Genomic DNA, 23,900 nt, shown 5'->3' with positions numbered 1-23,900 from the left:
GAGATGACTGAGGACGGCATGCTCCGGTTCGCTCTTACCCGGCTGAGTCTCGTGGTTCCGACCTTCATAGGGATCACGTTGCTTGTGTTCGTTCTCATCCGCTTGATACCCGGCGATCCTATCGAGACCATGGCGGGCGAACACGGCATCGATCCGGCTCGGCTCGCGCAATTGCGCGCTGACTACGGCTTCGATCAGCCCGTGCTGGTCCAGTACGGCCTCTATCTGTCACGGATGGCGCATGGCGACCTCGGCCGCTCGATCGTTACCCATGAGCCGGTGATCTCCGAATTTTTGATGCTTTTCCCGGCGACGATCGAGCTGTCTGTTTGCGCGATCCTGTTTGCATTGTGCCTCGGATTGCCAGCCGGCATCATCGCTGCGGTTCGCCGCAACTCTATTTTCGATCATGGCGTGATGGGGATATCGCTCACCGGATATTCGATGCCGATTTTCTGGTGGGGATTGCTGTTGATCCTGCTTTTTTCAGTGCAGCTCGGATGGACTCCCGTGTCGGGCCGGATCGCGGTGCAGTACTTCATCGAACCAGTGACCGGTTTTCTGCTGATCGATACGCTGCTGGACGGCGATTTCGGCGCGTTTCGTTCGGCCTTGTCACATCTCGTGCTGCCGACGATCGTGCTCGGCACCGTGCCGCTCGCCGTGATCGCCCGCATGACACGGTCCGCCATGCTGGAGGTTTTGGGCGAAGATTACATTCGCACCGCTCGCGCCAAGGGGCTGCCGCGCTTCCGGGTGATCGCGATCCATGCGCTGCGCAATGCGCTGATTCCGGTGGTGACGGTGATCGGGCTGCAGGTCGGTGTCCTGTTTACGGGCGCGATCCTCACGGAGACCATCTTCTCATGGCCCGGCGTGGGCAAATGGCTGATCGAGGGTATCAATCGCCGCGACTATCCGGTGTTGCAGGGCGGCACGCTCTTGATCGGTGCGATCGTCATGATCGTCAATCTACTGGTCGACGTCACGTACGGGCTGATCAATCCCCGAATCCGGTACACGAGATGACCGCCGAAGCCCTCGAAAATCCCGTCGTCGCAGCCGGAGCTCCGCCGCATCCGCTGTTGGAATTCTGGTTGGATTTCAAGGTAAATTTCGGCGCCGTGACGGGTCTCGCCGTGATCGTGGTTCTGATCCTCCTTGCACTGTTCGCCGATTTCGTTGCGCCGCATTCTCCGATCGTCACCAACAATGCGGCCTTTCTGAAACCTCCGTTCTGGCAGCAGGGAGGATCGATGGCCTATCCGCTCGGCACTGACGCGATCGGCCGCGATATCCTTTCCCGTCTTATTCACGGAGCAAGGCTTTCGCTTCTGATCGGAATCGCGGTGGTGACGCTGTCGGTGGTCGCCGGAACGATCCTTGGGCTGGTGGCGGGTTTTTTTCGCGGTGTCATCGAGATCGCGATCATGCGGCTGATGGACATTACGTTGACGCTGCCAAGCCTTTTGCTCGCGATCGTGATCGTTGCGATCCTTGGGCCCGGCCTGATGAATGCCATGCTGGCGGTCGCGATCGTGCTCCTGCCGCACTATGTGCGGATCGCGCGCGCTGCAGTGATCAGCGAAGTCTCGAAAGACTACGTCACCGCGGCCAAAGTCGCGGGCGCCGGCCGGCTTCGCTTGATGTTCAAGGAGGTGTTACCGAATTGCGCCGCGCCGCTGATCGTCCAGGCGACGCTCGGCATCTCGACGGCGATCCTGGACGCCGCCGCGCTTGGCTTTCTCGGTCTCGGTGCGCAGCCGCCCTTGCCCGAATGGGGGACCATGCTGGCGGATGCGCGCGAATTTGTGCTGCGGGCCTGGTGGGTCGTCACACTTCCAGGCCTGGCGATTCTCATAACCGTGCTGGCATTCAACCTTCTCGGGGACGGACTGCGTGACGCGCTCGATCCCAAGCTCAAGCGATAGCGCATGATCACTGTCGAAAGGCGACCTGATGCCGCTCCTCGAGATTGAAAATCTATCGGTCGCGTTTCCATCGCAAAGCGGGATGGTGCGCGCTGTGGATGGCATCGACCTCACGCTCGAAAGAGGCGATGTGCTGGGGATCGTCGGAGAATCCGGATCCGGCAAGAGCGTTACCATGTTGGCCTTGATGGGACTTGTGCCATACCCGGGGCGCGTCGAGGCCGACAAGCTGCGGTTCGAGGGGCGGGATCTGCTGACCTTGACCGATCGCGAGCGGCGCGCGCTCACCGGCAAGGACGTCGCGATGATCTTCCAGGAACCGACGACGTCGCTCAATCCCTCCTTCACGATCGGCTATCAGCTTGCCGAGACATTGCACATCCACGAAGGGATGGATCGCAAGGCCGCGCGGCGGCGCGTGGTCGAACTCCTCGAGCAAGTCGGCATTCCGTCCCCCGAGAAGCGGCTGTCGGCCTATCCGCACCAGCTCTCGGGCGGCATGAACCAGCGCGTCATGATCGCGATGGCGATCGCGTGCAATCCGAAGCTGCTGATCGCCGACGAGCCGACGACAGCGCTCGATGTCACCATCCAGGCGCAGATCCTCGATCTTCTGTTGTCCCTGCATCGCGATCGCGGCATGGCGCTGATCCTTATCACTCACAACATGGGCGTGGTCTCGGACACGACCAAGCGCGTCGCCGTGATGTATGCCGGCCAGATCATGGAACAGCGCCCGACCATAAGCCTGTTCGCCTCGCCGCAGCATCCCTATACGGCCGCTTTGCTGGCGGCGCGCCCGGAGGCGAGCGACGGCGGACGGCTCGCCACCATTCCCGGCGTTGTACCCGGGGTTTACGATCGGCCGCGGGGGTGTCTGTTCAATCCACGTTGCACCTATGCAACGCAGCTGGCCGACAAGGTGCGTCCCGACCTGCGCCCCTGGATGGACGGCCTGATCCGTTGTCACTATCCGCTCGGCGACCCGACACGGAACGAGCGCATCGCGGCCGATCGGGCCGGCACCGGCGGGGCGTCCACCCTCAAGCGTGAGACCGTGTCATGACGGCGCTTGTGACGGCCACCGATCTCAAGCGCAGCTACGAGATGAAGCAAGGCTGGTTCCGAGCCCGCGCGCATCTGCAGGCCGTGGGCGGAGTGTCGTTCGCGCTCGAGGCCGGCAAGACGCTCGCGATCGTCGGTGAGTCCGGGTGCGGCAAGTCGACGCTCGCAAGGCTCGTGACGCTGATCGAGAAGCCGAGCGCCGGCACACTGATGCTCGATGGGGTGGATGCGATCAATCCTTCGGCCAGCACCGCAAAGATGTTGCGCCGAGCCGTACAGATCGTGTTCCAAAACCCCTATGGGTCGCTCAACCCGCGTAAGCGCGTCGGCGCCATACTGGAAGAGCCGTTGATCATCAACACCGGGCTCTCGAAGCAGGAGCGGCTGGCGCAGGCGCTCGACATGATGGCGAGGGTAGGGTTGCGGCCGGAGCAATATGGCCGCTATCCGCACATGTTCTCGGGCGGCCAGCGCCAGCGCATCGCGATCGCGCGCGCCTTGATGTTGCGGCCGAAGCTGCTGGTTGCCGACGAGCCCGTCTCCGCGCTCGACATGTCGGTGCAGGCGCAGGTTATCAATCTCCTGGTCGATCTCCAGCGTGAACTGGGGCTGGCTTACCTCTTCATCTCGCACGATCTCGGCGTGGTGCGTCACATCGCAGATGACGTGATGATCATGTATCTGGGAATCGCAGTTGAGCACGGATCGAAAGAGCGCATTTTTGCGCGGCCGCTGCACCCCTATGCGCAGGCCTTGCTCGACGCGACGCCGGGTCTTGGCCGCAAACGCCAGCGTGTCGTGCCGAAGGGCGAGGTGCCTTCGCCGCTCGATCCACCAAAGGGCTGCGTCTTCTCGACCCGCTGTCCCCATGTGACAGACCTCTGCCGCTCGCAGCGTCCACCCTTGCGCCCGCTCGACGGCCGCCTCGTCGCCTGCCATTACGCCGAGCGTTTCCTGGAAGCTCACGCGGCTTAACGATCGGTCCGTCAAGGTATCTCACCAAACCCTGATCGGCATAGGTTCGTTGCGCGAACTACCTGGACGCATAGGTGCTCCCGCGCTTTACTTATTCTTAAGGAAGAGAAGCGTGTGAGAACCAACTCTTGGTAACGCGATTTGGCTCTCTCAATTTCCGTTTCCGCCAACGCGGCACAGCGCGCAAGTATTTCAGCGCGCGTGGAGCGAGAGCGCCGAAAATCACTCGCGCAAAATCACTGCATCATTGCTGCGATTCTATAGATAACTTGTAAACGCTCGGGACTGAAATTGTCGCCGCGCTTCCCACCAATGACTGGACGGCGGAGCTGGACGAGTGCCAACTATGCCCAGCCAGTGGGATCCGCGCACCCTCATCCCAAGATCAATGGCGAGCGGAACCAAAGCAGAGGCGTTCGAAGTTAGCTGCGTTAGTTCTCTCACGGGGATCGCGATGATCAGAGGAGCAGTCTCAGCCTTTGTAGCGTTGATTGCGCTCACTCAAACGGCCACAGCAGGCGTCTCCTGCGCCGTTGTTCGGTTCTATGTCGCCAAATACTCGGAAGCAACCGCTGAGAAGTGGGCACGAAATCACGGCGCCAGCGACGGTGAAATCGAAACGGCACGTCGTTGTCTGCATCACAGCGCTAACGTGCAGACTGCGAGCTCAGCTGAAAGGTCACAGGTGCCCGCTCCTGTAATCGAGCAGGAGCGCGCCCGGCACGAGCCAATCGAACGCGGACCGGATCTGGACGCGCCACAGGTCGTATCCGTGCAGGGTCAGCGCGCCGGTCCCGAGAAGGATAGTCAGGACGACGAACCACGCGTTCAGGATATCAACCGCACGAAGGATATTGAGGATCGTTCCGCTGGGCATATCGGCCACGAGATCAAGGCTCTCGTTTCCTCCGATCGAAAGACTACCACACTGCGTACACGCTATGTGGGCCCGGCTCATCGCGACGGTAAGAGAGTGGCGGCCCACGTGAAATGGTTCAAACGACTCTGGGATCAACTCGTTGGGCGGCATCGATCCAGCACCGTCCTTTTTGCAACGTCTCGATGGGGATCGCATAAGGCACCGCATCATCTCAGCGGGACCGTGCCGGGGCACGGGGCAGGGTGAGCTGTATCGCCGGATCCGCACTGAGGATGCTGCAGACGAGCAGACATATGAGACTGGCGATGCCGAAGGTCTCGAACTCCTTAAAGAGGTATCGGGCACGATCCGGTTGGCGACGTAGGTCAATTCCTGATAGCCGACGACGATCATAAAGGACGACGATCTGAACTGCGTGATCGCCGTGGTCGTTGCTCCGGTGTGCGCAGCGTGAGCGGCAGCGTGACGTCAAGAAGGTCGCACATCTTGTGCTGCGGTACGTCGTCGCAGTGAGGGCGGCAGGAGCGAAATGGTGACGCGCAGCAGCCTGTCCACGACGAGGTCCGGAGCGTTGCCGCGTCAAGGGAAAGCATGGCTCTCTGGCGAGAGCGCTCTCGAATATCTTTCCTGAAAAACTTCGACAGTCTTGATTTGCAATCTTCCAGCGGACCTTTGGAATCTCTCCAAGCACGGTGTCGACTGACTCGAGACGTCGGTGATCGAGACATTCTAAGTCGCAGCGCACGCATTTGCGTTGCGGTCACGATAGCGCCTCTCTAAAGAGGCGATGCAGACCATGGCAATCTGACATTGCAATACAAGGATCGAGCAACCGATCCGAAGTTCGAGTCTGCGGAGAAGCTGATTCACGCGCCACAGACGTCGGTCGGGCGCGGATTTGTTTCGCGTGGCGACGTGCTGTTGATGAGGGACTTTCTGGAATGCGACGTGCAGGTGAGGTTGGGGCGGCAGTTCGCCTTGGTGCGAAATTGCTGAGTGGGGTGGCTTTGCTAGGCTGGTTAGAGTCGCCTGCTCGATCTCAAACAGCGCAGGACGCCAACTCCCTTCCACCAGTTACGGTCGACGCTCCGACGCAGCAGTCGGTCCGCCGCGCACCAGCCAAACGAAGCGCTGTCCGGGTCCAGTCAACGTCACGCCGCGCCAGGGTGCCTGGTGCTCCGCAACCGGAGACGGTCGCGATGCAATCGAAGCCGTCGCAGTCGGGTGTCGTGCCCGCGTTTGCAGGCGGTCAGGTCGCTCAGGGAGGACGGCTTGGACTGCTCGGAAACACCGACACAATGAAGTCACCGTTCAACGTGACGAGCTTCACGGACAAATTCATCCGGGACCAGCAGGCGGCGACGGCTGCGGGTGCCTTGATCCTGGATCCATCCGTGCGTAGTTCCCATCCCACGGGTGGCGTTCTGGATTCCTTCTACATTCGCGGCTTCCCGGTCAACGAAGGCAACAACGGTGAGTTCGCCTTCGAGGGCCTCTACGGGATCGCGCCGACATATCGCATCTTTACGGACTACGTCGAGCGCATCGAAGTGCTCAAGGGTCCCTCAGCCGCGCTCTCGGGCATCGCGCCCAATGGCGGCGTCGGCGGCGTCATCAATGTCGTGCCTAAGCGCGCAGGAGAAGATTTGACCCGCTTCACCGTGGACTATGGCTCGGCCGCACAGTTCGGCGGTCATTGGGATGTTGCGAGGCGATACGGCGACAGCAAGGAATGGGGCGTGCGTGCCAGCGGCAGCGCGCGCGACGGCGACACGCCCATTGACCGCCAATCTGAAGCGACGGGCGTCGGATCGCTGGCCCTCGACTATCAAGGTGAGCGATTCAGGTCTTGGCTCTACCTCATCGCCCAGACCGATCGCTTCGACGCTCCATCACGTCCCTTTCTCATGGCTTCCGGCCTACAAGTGCCAAAGGCTCCGGACGGTCGGCTGAACGTGACGCAACCCTGGGAATGGTCGCGCATCAACGATCAATCTGCCTTGCTGCGGAACGAATACGATATAAGCGATCAGGTTACGCTGTTCGCCGACGTGGGCGGATCGCGAACCAATGTCGAGCGATTCTTTGGTCTCCCGACGATTATCAACACGAGCGGAGATACCACCTCGACGCCTCAATTCTTCGGGCTTAGCATCGATCGAACCACATATGATGGCGGTGTCCGCGCCCGTTTCGATACCGGCTTCGTCCACCATGCCGTCGCCTTCCAGGCCTCGGTCTATCATGATGCACTGTACCGGCGGTTGACCAATGGCACTTTGGTCACCTCGAATATCTATAGTCCGACCGAGGCGTCGACTCAGTTCGCAAACGAGATCGCTGGACGCCCTCGGCTCTCGGACAGTGAACTCACTGGGCTCTCGATTGCCGACACCTTGTCCGTACTCGATGAGCGCGTCCTGTTGACTTTGGGTGTACGGCGCCAGGGCATTGAAGCGAACAACTATCTCTCAAATGTCGGAACGCTGACGTCGTCCTACGACAAGAGCGCGACCACGCCTGTGGTCGGTCTCGTCATCCGGCCCCGGGACAACGTCTCTTTGTACGCGAACTACATCGAAGGTCTGAGCCGGGGCGATGTCGCGCCGCAGACCGCCTCCAATTTCGGCGAAGTGCTTGCACCGTACATCGCCAAGCAGTACGAGGCCGGCATCAAGGTAGACTTTGGCCGGTTCGCAACCACCTTCAGCGCATTCGAGATATCGAAGGCGAGCGGAGAATTGTCCGCCGGGCGTTTCGCGGCGACCGCCGAACAGCAAGTCCGAGGGCTCGAGTTCAACGTCTACGGCGAACTCATGCCTGATGTTCGTCTACTCGGAGGCGTTTCGTTGCTGGATGGCACCCTGACCAAGACGGCCGTTGCGGCAAATGTGGGCAACACGCCAATCGGGGTTCCGAACATACAGGCAAATATCGGAGCCGAGTGGGATCTCCCATGGATGAGGGGGCTCACTTTGAATGGCGCAGTCATCTACACGGGCAAGCAGTTCATCGATAGCGCAAACAAGCAGCCGATCCCGGATTGGACGCGGCTCGATCTCGGCGCCCGCTACACGACGGCGGTCAACGGCAGGAAGACGGTTTTTCGCGCGAACGTTCAGAATGTGACCGGCGCGACTTACTGGTCCAGCGTGGCTTCTTTCGGAACGTTTTTCCTCGGTGCACCGCGCACATATCTCCTGTCGATGACCGTCGACATGTAATCGCTGCTCTTACTGCTTGGTAGGGCGTTTCATGAACGGATGCTGCTGACAAGGATCAGGCTGGTCGATATGCAAGTTTGCCTCCTTTCGCCAACATGCTTGATCCCCACCGAAGAGGTCGATCCGGACAGGGTAGCGGAGCTGCAGGCGCAGATCCTCAGCGCAGGTTGCTGGACGGTTCCGATTACGGCAGAGAAGGATGTCCTCTGTGTGATGGACGGTCATCACCGGCTGACCGTCGCGCACCGTCTGCAACTGCCGTTCGTGCCGGTGGTTCTCTTGGGTTACGGCGCGGTGCGGGTCGAGAGCTGGCGGCCGGGGCTGACGATCACGCCTGCGAGCATCCTCGCGATGGCGCGCAGTGGTCGAAAGTTTCCCTGCAAGACGACGCGACATATTTTTGATCAGAGCCTTCCCAGCTGCAACCTGTCGTTGGAGAGCTTGCGCCACCTGGCTCCGACGGAACGCACTGTCGCCCATGCCGAAAGGGCGGGGGCGTGACCTTGCATGGCCATAAGCCCGGTGTAGGTCTCTTGCCGATTCTGCGGCCAGGCACGGCAGAGCTGCTGGCGGGCAACGGCCCGCTGCTGATCGATTGGGTTATCCAACATGGGTCCCCGGTCAATCTGATCTGGCCCGATGAGCTGCAGACCAATCTCGCCGCACTCAAAGACGTCTTGCGAGAGAGCGGTGTCGCGAACGCGATCTACTACGGAGCGAAAGTCAACAAATCGCACGCTCTGTTGGCCGGAGCTTTGCGCGCAGGAGCGGGCATTGACGTCTCAAGCCTTTATGAGTTGCGGGATGCCAGACGGCTTGGTGCCGATGGCACACAACTTGTGGCAACCGGCCCGGCGAAGACGGCTCTGTTCCACAAAGAGCTTATCGACTGCAGTGCTCTCATATCGGTGGATTCACCGGAAGAGCTCGAGGATCTGATCCGCTGCATTCCGGCAGTGGGCCCGGCTCAGGCGGTACTGCTGCGCTTGCGTCCTACTAACCAGACGCAGAGTCGCTTCGGCATGCCGGCGGCGGCCATCCGGCAATGTCTGTCGCGCATTGCTGGTGATAGCAGGTTGTGCTTTGACGGGCTGCACTTCCACCTGAGTGGCTATAGCTGGGAATCTCGTGCGCAAGCCATTAGAGAAGCCGCTGGCCTGATCGACGAATCCCGCGCACAAGGCTTTGCGCCGCGCATGATCGACATTGGGGGCGGGCTGCCGATCCAATATGTCGATCGATATGCCTATCAAGCGCATCTTGAGACGCAGATGCCCGAGGACTACCGCACGGGGAGGGTGCCGGGCTCCTTCTATCCTTACGGTGGAGCGCTTTCTGCTGCCGGCTGGCTACGGAGCCTCCTGCGCGCGCCGATGGCCGATGGCCGCAGCATCGCGAACTATCTTGTCCAGGAAGGGCTGATGCTGGGGATGGAGCCCGGTCGAGCACTGGCCGATCAAGCCGCTATATCCGTCTTCCGGGTATTACGCGTGAAAGCGGTTGGCCCTGATGCTCATGTCATCTTCGTGGAGGGCAGCAGCTTCAGCGCTTGCGAAACCTGGTTTGGCTCCGAATTCCTCGTCGATCCCATCCTGATTCCGGCCACATCGCCGCCGGCCGCTACGAAACCTATCCGGGCCTATCTGGCGGGCCATAGTTGCCTGGACGAAGACGTCCTTAGCAATCGATGGCTCACCTTTCCCATCGCTCCGCGGGCGGGAGATCTTCTGGTTTATGCCAATACCAGCGGCTACCAGATGGACCTCCTTGAGAACCAATTCCATCGCCACCCGATGCCGGGCCGTCTTTGCGTGGTTCAGGACGCAAAAGGGCAGCTAGCGCTCGTTCCCGACACAATAGGAGAGGCACAATGCTTTGCACGACAGTAAGCCAGTTGATCGGCCAAACTCCGGTGATGCCGATTGCCGTACCCAACAGCGGCACCACGCTCGTGCTGAAGCTTGAAAAGAACAACCCGGGCGGCTCCATGAAAGACCGCATGGCGCACAGCATGGTGCTTGCGGCACTCGAGGATGGGCGGCTCGTGCCGGGCGGCACGATCGTTGAATCGTCGTCCGGAAATACCGGGATTGGACTGGCGATAGCCGCCTTGGAATTGGGCCTGCGCTTCATTGCCGTTGTCGATCATCACGCCGCGCCGGACAAGATCCGCACGATGCGCGCGCTGGGCGCGGAAATTCGTTATGTCGAAGGCGACTATCGGGAGGACGAGGTTGCGGTGGTGGAGCGCCAACGACTGGCCGCGCAACTCGGTGCCCAGCTTCCTGGCGCGTTGTTCATGAACCAATCCGACAATCCGGCAAATCCGGAAGGCTATGCTGGCTTCGTCGACGAACTCCTGGCACAGCTTCCAGATGGCGTCGACGCATTTGTCGGCTGCGTCGGCACCGGCGGGTCAATGACCGGCATCGCCCAGCGTCTGAAGCGGGTTAACCCAGCGGTCCGCACGATCGCCGTGGAGCCGGCCGGCTCGATCGTCTTCGGCAAACCCGGCCATCCCTACTACCAGTCGGGCACGGGAACGCCCGCCGGCGATGAAATCGGCAAGGTGCTCGACTATGGATGCATCGATGAAGGGGTACAGGTTACCGATACCCAAGCCTTCGAAACAGCACGTTTCATCGCACGGCGCTACGGTCTTCTGGTCGGAGGCTCGACCGGGGGCACCATATACAAGGCGCTCGAATACATTGCGGCCGGCAAGCTGTCCGGCACGGTGGTCACGCCAGTTGCGGACGGGGGCGAGAAATATCTCGGCTCGGTCTTCGACGATGAATGGATGGCCAAGCGCGATTTGCTGGATCCGACAATCGCCGCACAGCTCGATGCGTGGCTACCGGGTAGGGCGCGCGCAGCATGAAGGTGACGATCTGCGGTGCAGGGCGCACGGGGCATTTGAATGCCGTGCTCTTCAAGCAGCGTGCAGGCATCACCGTTTCCGTGCTGACCGGAGCGGCTGCCATTGCCGAACGGTGGACGAGCGGAGACGGTGTTTGGCAGGCCCAAACGCCCGACGGCCACGTCTTGACCGGGCGGCCCGACTATGTCGGCACCGATCCGAGAGAGGCACTCATCAACGCAGACATGGTGATCGTGACGCAGCCGGCCCAGGCGCGGCCTGCGCTTCTCCACGACTTCGCGCGGCATCTCCCCCGGGACAGGCGCGTCTATGTCGGTGCGATTCCCGGCTTTTGCGGCTTCAACTGGCTGGCAGCCAAAGCCCTAACAGGCACAGACAATGTGGTGATCTGGGGCTTGAAGGACGTGCCCCATACGGCTTTCGACCTGGTCCCAGGCGATCGGGTACGGATGGGAGGGGCCAAGGCTCAGCTCTTCGCGGCGCTTCATCGTCGCGAGGTCGCAGCGAGCGGCGCCACACTGCAGGCGATGCTGAGCCGCCTTTATGAAGCTCCCGTCACGCTGCTGCAGGACTATCTGGAAATCACGCTGACGCCGGGCAACGCCTTGATGCATCCCGCCGTGCTCTATGCTTTGGTCGGTCCCGGCGCACCTTGGGAAAACAAGCCGTTCGATCGCCCCCTTTGCTGGTGGAGCGATTGCCCGCGCGCCGGCGCTGAATTGCTGGAGGCGTGCGATGCGGAAAACCAGGCAATCCGCCGTGCGGTCGAATTACGCCTCGGCATTGATCTGAGTTCGGTGAAGCCGCTCCGCCAGGAATTGATCGAGGCTTATGGCAGCCAGATCGAGGACAAGCGGACCATGTATACGCTGCTGCGAACCAACCGTGCTTACGCCGGCATTCACGCCCCACTTGTTCCTAACCCGGACGGGCCGGGCCTTGTCATCGATCGCGCAAGCCGCGCTTTCCACGAAGACATAGCCTTCGGACAGGCGCTGCTCGTGGAATTGGCCGCGCGGCTTGATGTGACAACTCCCGCGATCACGAAAACCTACAACTGGGCGCTCCAATACCACGGTGGGTTCACCGAAGGCGTGCCCGCTTGCTTGCCCGCCAACTGGCCTGAGGAAGCGTAATGAACAAGAGGATGTCTTCTTCCGCAGATGCCGAAGCTGAGGCGCAGGCCGCGCAGCTTTGGTTGGCCGCATCGCGCAATGCGCTCGGACGGCTGGTCCGCTGCCTGTTCGCCGAGCGTCTTCTTGTACCAGACGCGTTATTGTGGTCGCGCGACGGAAACCAGGCATGGCTTCCCCTCTGGCAGTCGCGCCGCGTCCTGCATTTCGCTGACCTGCGTCGTGCGCCCGCCGGAATGTTGCAAAATCGTGGTTCTATCGAAGCGCTGGACGAGGCCGGTGTCCGATACCGGATCGATGATCCATCCGACTTCATCCGGGAGGTCGCCCCCGCCTTGGCGATCTCGCCTGCATCGGACGGCGTCCAGCGTTTGATACGCGACGTCGAGGACAGCATGCGCAACGATGTCCTGGCGCGCCGTCACCGGGAGGAATGGAGCGCCGAGCTGCGAGGGAAGGTAGCCGCAGTAGGCGCGCGAGGATTCCTCGCATATCTGGAAAAGAGCCTGCCGCCGCATCTGGCGGCCATGACTCTCGATCAATGGGGCGCGTTGGAAGGTCACCCCTTCTATCCGACGTGGAAGGCCAAACCCGACCTGTCGCCCGGGGACGTCACCGCCTTGTCGCCTGAGTTCGGTGCCCGTGTGCGCGTCCGAGTCGCAGCGCTGCGCAGAGAATGGTCCTATGTGGAGAAGATGCCGCATGTTGGCAGCTATTCGGAATGGTTCGCACAAAATTTTCCCGAGTTCTGGCGCGACTGGGCCGAAGGATTGAATAAACGCGGAAAGTCTCCCGAGGACTGGCTGCCTCTGCCTGTCCATATCTGGCACCTTGAAAATTTCGTGCTCCGTGAATTCGCATCTGAAATAGCTTCCGGAGTTTTCGACCCGGATGGCCCGGAGGTCGTGACACTGCCGTCGATGTCGTTCCGCACAATGCTGCCGAACACGCAGGAGCCGAGGCCCTTCATCAAGCTGCCGGTGGCGCTCTGGATGACCAGCGAGCAGCGCACCCTGCAGGCCAAGTCGATCCACATGGGGCCGCGTCTCAGCACCCTGATTTCCGATATTCTGTCGAAAGAGCCGGATATTTCCGACAGGTTGGAGATCTTCACCGAAGAGCTAGGGGCGATCCTGCACCACCCCGTAACGGGCGACGAGCATCCGGGGCGCTTTCTTTCGGTTGTCTACCGTAACTCTGACGCTCTCGCCCGCAAAGACGGACTGCTGCCGGTCACCGTCGCGTCACTCTTGACGGCAAGCCCGATCAACGGCCGCCCGCTCATTTGCGAATTGATTGCGAGAGGCGGCGATGAGAGCGAAGCAGCGATATTTGCGTTCTTCCGCGCCTATGTAACGACGGTCCTCCGGCCGACGCTCGCCATGTATCTGCTTTATGGAATAGCCTTCGAGGCGCATCAGCAAAACAGCACGATCCTGTTCGATGAAGCCGGCCATCCGCGAAAACTGTTGATCCGCGATTTCGGCGATGGCCGCAGCTTTGCGCCCCTGCTTAGGGAGCGAGGGCATCAGCTCAAGTCCTTCACGCGCAAGGGGATCTTACCGACCACATTTGATGACGATATCAGCCTCGTGCGCTCATTCGTCATCGATGCCTGCCTCGTCTGCCATCTTCATGAAGTCGCATTGTGCCTCGACGAACATTATGCACTTCCAAACACAAACCTTTGGCGCATCTTGCGGGAAGAAACCGAGGCAGCTTTCGATACGCTCAGGCCGCGCATGTTGTCGGATGCGTTCTGGGTGGAAGAACGCAAGGCCTTTCTCGAGAGACCCTGGCCGAGCCGCTCTGTGCTACGGATGCATCTGGAACGCTATCGCGATTATCGTCTTGAGCACGAGCTGCCAAATCCAATGGCGGGAGCCGAATGACTAATGCTTCCGCCGCGGTGCGCGGCTTCGGACCCGTTTTTGTTTTGCTGTTCGGCCTGCAATTCGTTTCCATGGGGGCCATGGAAATGAGTGGTCCGTTCTGGCCGATCCAAATCAAGGTGCTTAGCCCTTCCGACAGCGTCTTCGGACTGGCAAGTGTTGGCGTCTACGTTGGTCCGATGATCGGCATGTCACTGACCAGCGCCCTTTGGGGGCGAATCGGCGATCGTTACGGCAATCGGCTGATGATGGTTCGCGCGCTTGGCGGTCTGGCGGTCACGCAACTCCTTGTTGCCGTTGCACAGGATGTCTGGGCTATCATGGCGCTGCGTTTCTTGCAGGGAGCCTGCGCCGGATATATCGCCCCAGCGCAGGCCTATGGCGTGCAGATTACCGGCGGGAAGGATCGCGCAAGCCTCTTCGCCTGGCTTCAGGTTGCCACCAATGTGGGCTCGCTGGCCGGCGCTTTCCTGGGCGGCCTAATTCTCGATCGCTTCCCTTTTGCCGCAGTAAATCTGACGGCCGGGATAATTTGTGCGCTGTGTGCTGCCGTTGCCTGGTCGAGCCTGCCCGTACCGGCGCTGGGAGCCGTTGTCGTCAATCGCGGAAGCGCAGCTACCGCAAAACATACGGCGTCGGCGGGTGTTCCGATCGCAGCTGTTCTCGCCTTGATGGGGATGCTGCTCGCCAGTCGCATGGTCCTGCAGGTTCCTTTTTCACTGTACATGACCCAAATATTTGGCGCCCGGCACTGGGTCGCCGGCTTCACTTACGGGCTGCTCGCGTGCGGCTTTGTCGTGGCCGCACCCTCATGGGCGCGACTCTTCGAGAATCGCGCGCCTTCCTACGTACTGGGCGGAAACGTGCTCATTTCGGCCGCGTGCGTTTTGGTGACGCATCTGGCGGGCAGCACGGGCTCCGTTGCCGTATTCGCACTCCTGTATTTCATCTGGGGCGCGCTTCTTGGGGGAACGACTCCGGCGCTTCTCGCGCTCATTTCGGGAGCCGTGTCGAATGATCGGCAAGGTTCGGTTCTGGGCCTTGCGCAAGCTTCCCAGCAGATCGCTTCCGCGAGCGGCATCGTTGCCGGCGTCGGCATCACGCAGCTCTTTGGTCTTGAAGCTGCGTTTCCGCTCGTCGCCACGCTCTACGCCTTGTCATTCGTGTCGGCGCTCGGCATCTGGCTCAAGACTGCGCGCCCCAAAGGAAGCTGGCCATGACAGATTACCGATCGCTGGTGCATTCCGTGGTGAGGGCTCTTGTCCTGCTCGCTTTGCTTCCAACGGTGGCATTTGCAGCCGAGCCTGATCCGGCGCAGACACAGGCGGCGCTTACCCTGACTGATATCGCGGGCCGACGGGTGACGCTCAACGCGCCCGTCAAGCGCATGCTTCTGGGCGAGGGCCGGCAGCTCTATCTCGTCGCCTCGCTGGAGCCCAAAAATCCCTTGGCCCATTTGGTTGCCTGGCGCAGCGATCTGATTGCGGCAGATCCGGCCACTTACGCGCAGTATCTCGAAGTGTTTCCCGAGCTATCGAAGCTCCCTTCCTTCAAAGGGCAGGAGGACAGCCTGATCGACATCGAATCGGCGATCATCCAAAAGCCTGATGTCGTGCTGCTCAACCTTGAAGCCATGGAGGCCAACAAGGACGCCAACTACATCGAGAAGCTCGCGGCACTGAACATACCGGTTCTCTATATCGATTTTCGCCACCGCCCCCTGGAAAACACCGAGCCGACCATTCGGCTCCTCGGCAGGATCATGCGGCGCGAGGCGCGCGCGGAGGAGATCATCGCATTCCGCCACCAGGCCATGGCCGCGGTTGCCAATGTCCTCGCCGCCAAGCAACCGAAACGCCCCAATGTGTTCGTCGAACGGATCGGTGGCTACTCGCAGGATTGCTGCCTGTCTTTCGGTGCCGAGAATTTCGGCAAATATGTCGAACTCGCAGGCGGCCACAATATCGGCAGCGACATCATTCCTTCGACCTTCGGGCAGATCAGTCCCGAGCAGGTCATCGTCGCAGATCCCGAACATGTGGTGGTGACCAGCGCCGACTGGAAAGCCTATGTGCCGGGCGGCCATTGGATTCCGCTCGGACCCGGGGCAGATTCCCTGGTGACGCGCAAGAAGCTCGAATGGTTCGCTACTCGCGACGCCTATACCGGTATCGCGGCAAAGAAGACACGGAATTTTCACGGCATTTGGCACCAGTTCTACAACAGCCCATATGAATTTGTCGCCGTTCAACAATTGGCGAAGTGGTTTCACCCCGACCTGTTTGCGGATCTGGACCCCAATGCAACCTTTGCTGAATACCATCGCCGCTTCCTGCCCATAGGCTTCCGCCCCGGCTATAGCGTCAGCCTTTCGGACAGCCAGTGATGACAGATGTCCACACCGAAGCCCTGTCTTTAGCCGGACGCGACGCCTATCAGGCGCTCAGCGCCAGGCGGTGGATCGTTCTCCTCATGCTGGTGGTCGGGGTATGCATCGCATTGGTCGGCGACCTCTCGACGGGACCTGCAAGCTATGGGCTTGGAAAGGTTGTGCGTGCCCTCGTTCTGTCGGCGGAGGTGGATGCGCAGACGCGCGTCATTGTTTGGTCGATCCGCATGCCATCGGCCCTCATGGGCGTCGTAGTCGGTGTGGCGCTTGCCATCGGCGGCGCTCAGATGCAGACCATCCTGAACAATCCGCTGGCGAGCCCGTTCACGCTGGGCATTTCTGCCGGTGCCAGCTTCGGCGCGGCCCTGGCGCTCGCGTTCGGTGTCGCGCTGGTTCCCATAGCAGGCGACTACATCGTCGCGGCCAATGCATTCGTCGTGGCGATGGCAACCGCTTTCCTGATCCATCTGGCAAGCCTTCGGCGCGGGGCCTCGATCCAGATGATCGTGCTGTTGGGCATAGCGCTGGTTTTCAGTTTCAACACGGCGCTCGCGATCACCCAATATTTCGCGGCCGAGCAGGCGGTCGGGGCCATCGTCTTCTGGACCATGGGCAGTCTCACCAAGGCGACATGGCCCAAGCTTGCCATCACCGCGCTCGTCGTGTGTCTGACCTTGCCGGTCTTTCTGCGCCGCCGGTGGCAACTGACGGCGTTGCGTCTTGGCGAGGCGCGTGCGGCGAGCTTCGGCATTCCTGTGCGGCGCCTGCGGCTTGAAACCCTGATCCTTGTTTCCCTTCTGTCGGCGATCCCCGTCGCGTTTGTCGGCACGATCGGCTTTATCGGTCTGGTCGGTCCGCACATCGCCCGCATGATGGTCGGCGAGGACCAACGCTTCCTGCTGCCCGCGAGCGCGCTGACTGGTGCGCTGATCATGTCGGTCAGCTCCATCCTGGCCAAGATCGCGGTACCCGGCGCCGTCCTGCCGATCGGCATCGTCACCTCAGCGATCGGTTTGCCGGTTTTCCTCTGTCTGATCCTGAAGAGCGGAAGAGACATATGGTAGTGCTGAGCACGCATCGCCTCGGCGCTCGCTTCGGTTCGCGCCAGGTCCTGCGCGATGTGACGCTCCCGCCGTGTCATGGCGGCGAAGTGGTGGCCGTCATTGGACCGAATGCTGCTGGCAAGTCGACGCTGTTCCGGCGCCTGGCAGCCATTCTTCCAGGGCCCGGCGAGTGCCGGTTGGAAGGTGTGCGCGATGCGGATCGCGCGATCGCCTACATGCCCCAGGATCAATCGGCAAGCGCAGTTCTGACTGTATTCGAGTCCGTCCTTCTTGCGCGAAAGCAGGTCAGCGGCTGGCGTCTTGAGAGGTCTGATCTGGCGGCGGTGGACCGGGCGCTGGCTGCACTCGATATCGGCGATCTTGCCAGTGAAATCCTTTCCGAGCTGAGCGGTGGACAGCGCCAGCTCGTCGGGCTTGCCCAATGTCTCGTGCGCGAACCGCAGGTGTTGCTCTTGGACGAGCCGACGAGCGCACTCGACATGCACCGTCAGCTGGGAGCGCTGCGGCAGGTGCGCAGCCTTGCGCATGAGGGCGGTATGCTCGTGCTAATCGCGCTGCATCATCTCGACCTGGCACTCAAATTCGCCGACAAGGTCGCTATCCTCTCTGATGGAACGTTGCACGATTTCGGCACGGCGGCCGACGTCTTGACTCCGGAAAACCTTGCCGCAACCTTTCGCATTAGGGCACGTGTCGAATCCTGCTCACAAGGCAAGCCCCATTTGATCGTCGACGACGCGATCTGACGGCCTACGTCTCGAGGCGGGCCGGAGTCAGAGGGCCGTCATGAACGGCAACTTCACCTCAGCGGCGCACCCAGTAATCGTTATCAAAATCGTTCTCGACCAATGTCAGGAAATGCTTCTCGCTAGAATCGGTCCTACTTGCCTTGAACTGGATCATATTGGCCCATGATGGATTGGCGCGAGCGACCAGATTTTTCAATTGGTTAGAAGGCGGCGTGTGCGCGACGTGTGCACCGGAAAATCAAGAGAAATCTACTGTCGGCAAAGCCGAGCACTCGTTTGCACGCGATCCACTGCTTCGACGGTTTGATGGGAGCGCGGTCCAACTGAGAGCGAACGCACGGAGGCGCCGCGTGCATCTTGCGGTTTTCGCAAGGTAGTCACCGAAGGCGCTTTGCCCGCTGAACGGAATGGGCGCGTTGCTTGCCGTAGCCCAAGCCGGCGCCTCGTTGCAATTCCAGTCTCGCCGCAACGACGATTGACAGCCAGTTATTACATGTATAAAAATATGCAAATTCATATATTGTGAGATGCCTGAATGGACACGCATCCGCTCAAGCTCAAGGTGCAGTCGGTTGTTGCGGAGACGCCGTTCATTCGGAGCCTTGTGTTCGGCGTGGAGGGCGGAGCCGTGCCGCGATGGCAAGCGGGTGCGCACATCCGCGTGTCGCTCCCGAACGGGGGCGACCGGCCGTATTCCCTGATGGCTTTGCCGGGCCTGCCCCAAGGCACTGTTGCGCTGGGGGTGCTGCGCGAGGAGGTGTCAACCGGCGGCTCGCAGTTCATGCATGCGCTGAAGACCGGCGACATTGTGAGAGCGACCGCGCCGGTCAACAATTTCCCTCTGCAAGAAGGAGCCGCGCCGGTGCTGCTGTTCGCCGGCGGCATAGGCGTCACGCCGATCCTGTCCATGGCTGCGGAGCTGAACGCGCGGGGAATCCCATACCGCCTGCATTATGCCGGACGAACGCCTGGGCGGCTGGCCTTCCTGCCGCAGTTGCAGGCCATCTGCCCCAAGGGCTTGTCCGTTCATTACGACAGCGACGAGTCCCGCCTGGATATTGCGGCGGCGCTCGGCGATGCGCCAGTAGAGGCTCACGTCTACGTCTGCGGCCCTGCCGGCATGATCGACGCGGTGAAGGCGGGCGCGCTCTCCAGGGGCATCCCGGCAGATCGCATCCATTTCGAGCTGTTCAAGGCGGAGCGGCCCGGCTCTCCCAACAAGCCGTTCGAGGTCGAGCTCAAATCGACGGGGCAGGTCATTAGTGTTGCCGCAGATCAAAGCATCATCGATGCGCTGGTAGCCGCAGGGCTCGACGTCCTCTACGACTGCCAGCGGGGCGATTGCGGCATCTGCCAGTGTGACGTGATCGCAGGCGTGCCCGATCATCGCGACGTCATTCTCAGCGACGACGAAAAGGCATCCAACAAGGTCATGCAGATCTGCGTGTCGCGTGCGAAATCGGAACGGCTCGTGTTGGATCTCTAACGGGGAGCAAGGGACGCCATGGCGAAATATGGAAAGAACGCCCGCGCGATCGAGCGGCTGGTGCGTGACGCCGAGGTGCATCGCGACGTCTACGTCGACCCTGAAATCTTCGAGCTCGAGATGGAGCATCTGTTCCCGAATAGCTGGATCTATGTCGGGCATGCCAGCCAGCTGTCGAAGCCCGGCGATTTCATCACCGCCAATATCGGCCGGCAACCGGTCATGGCGAGCCGTCATAGCGACAGCTCCATCCACGTGTTCTACAATCGTTGTCCGCACAAGGGCGTCAAGATCGCCTCCGAGCCGTGCGGCAACACCGGCAAGTTCTTCCGCTGTCCCTATCATGCCTGGTCGTTCAAGACCGACGGCTCGCTGCTCGCGATCCCCCTGAAGAAGGGCTACGAGGGAACCGGCTTCACGGACACCCAGGCGAACGAGGGGCTATCGAAGGTCAAGAACGTCGTCATCTATCGCGATTTCATCTTCGCGCGACTGAGCGACAGCGGCGTCTCCTTCGAGGACTATTTTGGCGAAAGCCTGTCGACGATCGACAACATGGTCGACCGTTCGCCGGAGGGGAAGCTCGCCGTCGAGGCCGCACCGATCCGCTACATGCACACCTGCAATTGGAAGATGCTGGTCGAGAATCAGACCGACACCTGCCATCCGATGGTGGCGCATGAGAGCTCGGCCGGCACCGCCGTCAAGGTCTGGAAGCGCGAGCAGGGCGACTCCACGGAGACGCCGATGGCCGTGCAGCTCTACGGGCCCTTCATGAGCCCGTACGAGTTCTATGAGCAGAGCGGCATCCGGATCTGGCCGAACGGCCATGGTCACACCGGCGTCGCCAATTCCATCCATTCCAACTATTCGGACATCGACGGCTATCTAGGCCGGATGGTCGCAACCTACGGCGAGCAGCGGACCCACGAGATCCTGGGAGAGGTCCGGCACAACACGGTCTATTTCCCGAACATCATGGTCAAGGGTGCGGTGCAGATTCTTCGCAATTTCATCCCGATTGCGGTGGACAAGACGCTGGTGGAGAGCTGGGTCTATCGTCTGGTCGGCGCGCCCGACAAACTCTATGAGCGCGCGCTGATGTACAATCGCTTCATCAACGCGCCGACCTCGATCGTCGGGCATGACGATCTCGAAATGTACGAGCGCGCGCAGGAAGGCCTGAAGTCCAACGGCAATCAATGGGTCAATCTGCGCCGGCTCTACGAGAGCAATGAGGAGCAGGACGTCACTGCGGTCATCAACGGCACGTCGGAGCGCCAGATGCGGAACCAGTTTCATGCCTGGGCCAAATTCATGACCATGGACATGGACAAGCACTTCGAGGCCGCGGAATGATCAACGAGAAAACCATCGCGGACTTCATCTATCGCGAGGCGGAGCTTCTCGACACGATGCAATGGCAGCCGTGGCTCGACCTGTTTCATCCCGAAGGGCGCTACTGGATGCCGCTGGAATGGCAGCAGCAGGACCCGGTGCTACAGCCCTCGTTGATGTACGAGGACCTGCTGCTGTTGAAGGTGCGTGTCGAGCGATTGGCTGGTGAGCGTACTTTCAGCCAGAAGCCGAAGAGCCGCTGCCACCATCTGCTCCAGGCGCCGCAGATCGTTGCGTGCGATGCCGCGGCCGGCGTGTTCAAGGCGCGCACGTCCTACATCTACACCGAGACGCGCGGCGACTTGCTGGAACGCTATTCGGGGTGGGCGTCGCACGACCTCGTCCAGGTCGGCGATAGCCTGAAAATCAAGCTCAAGCGTGTCGATCTCGTCAATTTCGACGCGCCGTTCGGCAATATCCAGCTCTTCATGTGAGTATGCCCTTGGCCGCTGCGTCCACAGTCCATGCCCGCTTCCGCGAGATCGCCCTCCGCCGGGGGGAGGCCGGCTTTCTCAACGTGCTGCCGGAGACAGCCGACATCTACGGCATCGCGGCCGGCGAGATTTCCTATCGTGCCATGCTCGAACGGGTGGAGCGCTGGCGCACGGCGCTTGCGGGCCGCGGCTATGGCGAAGGCCATCGGGTCGGGCTTCTGCTCCAGAACAGGCCGGTCTTCGTCGAACTGTGGTTCGCGCTGAACGCGCTCGGTGTTTCCGTGGTGCCGATCAACCCGGATTTGCGGCTCAGCGAGCTCGAATACATCATCGCGCATTCCGAGATGAATGCGGCATTTGTCCTCGCTGAACGGCGCGACGAGGTCGAGACGGCGTCGCGCCAGGCCGGACGGCCGATTCCGGTGGTGACGGACAGCGGCGACATTCCGCCTCCGTTCGGTGGCGCGCGGCCGGCGAGTGCGGGTGACGGCTCGAGCGAATGCGCGTTGCTCTATACCTCGGGAACGACCGGCCAGCCCAAGGGCTGCGTGCTCACCAACACCTATTTTCTGCACTCCGGAGACTGGTATCGTGATGTCGGCGGGTTGATCGATCTCAGGAGCGATGGCGAGCGGATGATCACGCCGTTGCCGCTGTTCCATATGAACGCGATGGCGGTCTCGCTGATGGCGATGCTGTCGGTCGGTGGCAGCTTGACCATGCTCGATCGCTTCCATCCGCGCACCTGGTGGAATTCGGTGCGGGACAGCCGGGCGACCTGCCTGCATTATCTCGGTGTCATGCCCTCGATGCTGATGAGCACGCCGCCGTCTGCGCAGGATCGCACGCACACCGTGCGGTTCGGCTTCGGCGCTGGCGTGGACAAGCTGCTGCACGCGCCGTTCGAGGCGCGCTTCGGCTTTCCGCTGCTGGAGGCCTGGGCGATGACCGAGACCGGAAGCGGCGGCGTGATTGCCGCCAATGTCGAGCCGCGCAAGGTTGGCACGAGCTGTTTCGGCCGTCCGGCGCCCGAAGTCGATGTTCGGATCGTGGACGAGGGCGGCAAAGATACGCCGGCGGGAACGCCGGGTGAGCTGCTGGTGCGGCGCGCCGGTGTCGACCCGCGCTACGGCTTCTTCAGGGAGTACCTGAAGAATCCGGAAGCTACCGCCGAGGCCTGGAAGGACGGATGGCTCCACACCGGCGATATCGTGTCGCGCGATGTGGATGACGACCTCCATTTCGTCGATCGCAAGAAGAACGTGATCCGGCGCTCCGGCGAGAACATTGCCGCGGTCGAGGTGGAATCCGTTCTGAACCGCCATCCCGCGATCCGGCAGGCCGCGGTCGCCGCAACGCCCGATGAGGTGCGGGGTGACGAGGTCGCGGCTGTCATCATCACTGAAGAGGCTGGCGCCGACCGCGCGCTCGCCGAAGACATCGTGCGCTGGAGCCTGGACCAGATGGCCTATTACAAGGCGCCGGGCTGGATCTGCTTCGTCGATCAACTTCCGCTGACCGCGACCGAGAAGATCCAGCGCGGCGGACTGAAGGATTTCGTCGCAAAGCTGATGCGCGATGGCGCGTTCTTCGATCTCCGCGACCTCAAGCGGCGGCAGGTGTGACACATGTCGTCTGCAGGGAGCCGATCATGAGCCAGGCCCGCACCACACTCATCACCGGAGGCAATTCGGGGATCGGCGAAGCGCTGGCGAAGAAGCTCGTCGACAAAGGACAGCGGGTCGTCTCGGTCGGGCTGGAGAAGCCGGACTGGACCCACGATCTGCTCACGGCCTATCGCGCCGACCTGACCAGCATCGCGGAGACGCGGGCAATTGCGCAGGAGGTCTGCCGGGATCATGCCGTCGATTGTCTCGTGCACAATGCGGGCATCATCCTGCCGAACCTGCTGCCCGACGCGAAGCCGGAAGACATCTTGACGCTGGCGCAGTTGCATCTGGGGGCACCGATGCTGCTGACCCAGGCGGCGATGGAGGGAATGCGCGCGCGTCGCTTCGGGCGGATAGTTTTCGTGAGCTCGCGCGCCGCCATGGGTGCGGCCACGCGCTCGGCCTATTCCGCCACCAAGGCCGGCGTGCATGGCATGGCGCGGACGTGGGCGCTGGAGCTGGCGTCGAGCGGGATCACGGTGAACGTGGTCGCGCCGGGTCCGATACTGACCGACAATTTCTGGGGCGTGATCCCGAAGGGTTCCGAGCAGCAGGAGCGGATGGCGCGCAACGTTCCGGTCGGGCGGCTCGGCTCACGCGAGGACGTGGCGCACGCGATCAGTTTCTTCCTCGACGAGCATTCGGACTTCGTGACCGGGCAGGTGCTCTATGTCTGTGGTGGCACCAGCCTCGTCGGTCTCAGTCCCTGATCGCAGAGCATGATCCGGA

The 23,900-nt window shown here is 61.4% G+C and carries 20 protein-coding genes; 19 read left to right on the top strand and 1 reads right to left on the bottom strand.

Features of this window, described 5'->3' with window-relative positions; translation table 11 throughout:
* The first annotated feature begins 18 nt into the window (after positions 1-18).
* The 4 genes from SO156_RS32505 to SO156_RS32490 are packed head-to-tail and all read left to right on the top strand — an operon-like array spanning position 19 to position 3,971.
* Positions 19-1,029 carry an ABC transporter permease subunit gene (locus SO156_RS32505; RefSeq protein WP_458150086.1) on the top strand — a complete coding sequence of 337 codons (1,011 nt, stop codon included), beginning with the start codon at positions 19-21 and terminating at the stop codon, positions 1,027-1,029.
* Positions 1,026-1,931 (top strand): ABC transporter permease subunit, encoded by a 906-nt coding sequence (locus tag SO156_RS32500; RefSeq protein WP_498537622.1) that lies wholly within the window; start codon positions 1,026-1,028, stop codon positions 1,929-1,931. The genes SO156_RS32505 and SO156_RS32500 overlap by 4 nt, the downstream gene beginning before the upstream one ends.
* Positions 1,932-1,959: 28 nt before the next feature.
* On the top strand, positions 1,960-2,997 hold the full coding sequence (locus tag SO156_RS32495) for an ABC transporter ATP-binding protein (RefSeq protein ID WP_498537621.1): 1,038 nt from the start codon (positions 1,960-1,962) through the stop codon (positions 2,995-2,997).
* A complete protein-coding gene (locus SO156_RS32490; RefSeq protein ID WP_458150089.1) occupies positions 2,994-3,971 on the top strand; it encodes a peptide ABC transporter ATP-binding protein in 978 nt (325 codons plus the stop codon). The genes SO156_RS32495 and SO156_RS32490 overlap by 4 nt, the downstream gene beginning before the upstream one ends.
* Before the next feature lie 679 nt (positions 3,972-4,650).
* Here the strand turns inward: SO156_RS32490 and SO156_RS32485 are convergent.
* The gene (locus tag SO156_RS32485; protein ID WP_458150090.1) at positions 4,651-4,857 is read right to left on the bottom strand and encodes a hypothetical protein; all 207 of its coding nucleotides are present in this window, start codon (positions 4,855-4,857) and stop codon (positions 4,651-4,653) included.
* Positions 4,858-6,050: 1,193 nt separating this feature from the next.
* On the opposite strand from SO156_RS32485, the gene SO156_RS32480 reads away from it, so the two are divergent.
* The 15 genes from SO156_RS32480 (at position 6,051) to SO156_RS32410 (ending at position 23,881) form a co-directional block, all read left to right on the top strand.
* Positions 6,051-8,075 carry a TonB-dependent receptor gene (locus SO156_RS32480; RefSeq protein ID WP_498537629.1) on the top strand — a complete coding sequence of 675 codons (2,025 nt, stop codon included), beginning with the start codon at positions 6,051-6,053 and terminating at the stop codon, positions 8,073-8,075.
* 69 nt (positions 8,076-8,144) lie between these two features.
* Positions 8,145-8,576: a ParB N-terminal domain-containing protein gene (locus SO156_RS32475; RefSeq protein WP_458150109.1), complete on the top strand. Its 432-nt coding sequence runs from the start codon at positions 8,145-8,147 to the stop codon at positions 8,574-8,576.
* Positions 8,573-9,964: a Y4yA family PLP-dependent enzyme gene (locus SO156_RS32470; RefSeq protein ID WP_498537620.1), complete on the top strand. Its 1,392-nt coding sequence runs from the start codon at positions 8,573-8,575 to the stop codon at positions 9,962-9,964. The genes SO156_RS32475 and SO156_RS32470 overlap by 4 nt, the downstream gene beginning before the upstream one ends.
* Positions 9,946-10,956, top strand: a complete 1,011-nt coding sequence (locus SO156_RS32465) for a PLP-dependent cysteine synthase family protein (protein ID WP_458150092.1) — start codon at positions 9,946-9,948, stop codon at positions 10,954-10,956. The genes SO156_RS32470 and SO156_RS32465 overlap by 19 nt, the downstream gene beginning before the upstream one ends.
* Positions 10,953-12,092 carry an NAD/NADP octopine/nopaline dehydrogenase family protein gene (locus SO156_RS32460; protein WP_498537619.1) on the top strand — a complete coding sequence of 380 codons (1,140 nt, stop codon included), beginning with the start codon at positions 10,953-10,955 and terminating at the stop codon, positions 12,090-12,092. Before SO156_RS32465 ends, SO156_RS32460 begins: the two co-directional genes overlap by 4 nt.
* Complete coding sequence (locus SO156_RS32455; protein ID WP_498537618.1) at positions 12,092-13,981, top strand: IucA/IucC family protein; 1,890 nt, start codon at positions 12,092-12,094, stop codon at positions 13,979-13,981. Before SO156_RS32460 ends, SO156_RS32455 begins: the two co-directional genes overlap by 1 nt.
* The gene (locus tag SO156_RS32450; protein ID WP_498537617.1) at positions 13,978-15,201 is read left to right on the top strand and encodes an MFS transporter; all 1,224 of its coding nucleotides are present in this window, start codon (positions 13,978-13,980) and stop codon (positions 15,199-15,201) included. The genes SO156_RS32455 and SO156_RS32450 overlap by 4 nt, the downstream gene beginning before the upstream one ends.
* Positions 15,198-16,367, top strand: a complete 1,170-nt coding sequence (locus SO156_RS32445) for an ABC transporter substrate-binding protein (protein WP_498537616.1) — start codon at positions 15,198-15,200, stop codon at positions 16,365-16,367. The genes SO156_RS32450 and SO156_RS32445 overlap by 4 nt, the downstream gene beginning before the upstream one ends.
* Entirely contained in the window at positions 16,367-17,434 is a 1,068-nt protein-coding gene (locus SO156_RS32440) for a FecCD family ABC transporter permease (RefSeq protein WP_498537615.1), read from the top strand. The genes SO156_RS32445 and SO156_RS32440 overlap by 1 nt, the downstream gene beginning before the upstream one ends.
* Positions 17,428-18,180: an ABC transporter ATP-binding protein gene (locus tag SO156_RS32435; protein WP_498537614.1), complete on the top strand. Its 753-nt coding sequence runs from the start codon at positions 17,428-17,430 to the stop codon at positions 18,178-18,180. Before SO156_RS32440 ends, SO156_RS32435 begins: the two co-directional genes overlap by 7 nt.
* 538 nt (positions 18,181-18,718) lie before the next feature.
* The gene (locus SO156_RS32430; protein WP_498537613.1) at positions 18,719-19,669 is read left to right on the top strand and encodes a PDR/VanB family oxidoreductase; all 951 of its coding nucleotides are present in this window, start codon (positions 18,719-18,721) and stop codon (positions 19,667-19,669) included.
* Between the two features lie 18 nt (positions 19,670-19,687).
* Positions 19,688-21,028, top strand: a complete 1,341-nt coding sequence (locus tag SO156_RS32425; RefSeq protein WP_498537612.1) for an aromatic ring-hydroxylating dioxygenase subunit alpha — start codon at positions 19,688-19,690, stop codon at positions 21,026-21,028.
* Positions 21,025-21,501, top strand: coding sequence for an aromatic-ring-hydroxylating dioxygenase subunit beta (locus SO156_RS32420; RefSeq protein WP_458150102.1), 477 nt, complete (start codon positions 21,025-21,027; stop codon positions 21,499-21,501). Before SO156_RS32425 ends, SO156_RS32420 begins: the two co-directional genes overlap by 4 nt.
* 2 nt (positions 21,502-21,503) lie before the next feature.
* On the top strand, positions 21,504-23,126 hold the full coding sequence (locus tag SO156_RS32415; protein ID WP_498537628.1) for an ATP-dependent acyl-CoA ligase: 1,623 nt from the start codon (positions 21,504-21,506) through the stop codon (positions 23,124-23,126).
* Positions 23,127-23,152: 26 nt separating this feature from the next.
* Positions 23,153-23,881: an SDR family NAD(P)-dependent oxidoreductase gene (locus SO156_RS32410; RefSeq protein ID WP_458150103.1), complete on the top strand. Its 729-nt coding sequence runs from the start codon at positions 23,153-23,155 to the stop codon at positions 23,879-23,881.
* Positions 23,882-23,900 lie beyond the last annotated feature (19 nt).

It is taken from the genome of Bradyrhizobium sp. UFLA05-125 (assembly GCF_059803515.1).
Note: the sequence above shows the minus strand (reverse complement) of the source record. Positions and strands in the feature narration are given on the sequence as shown.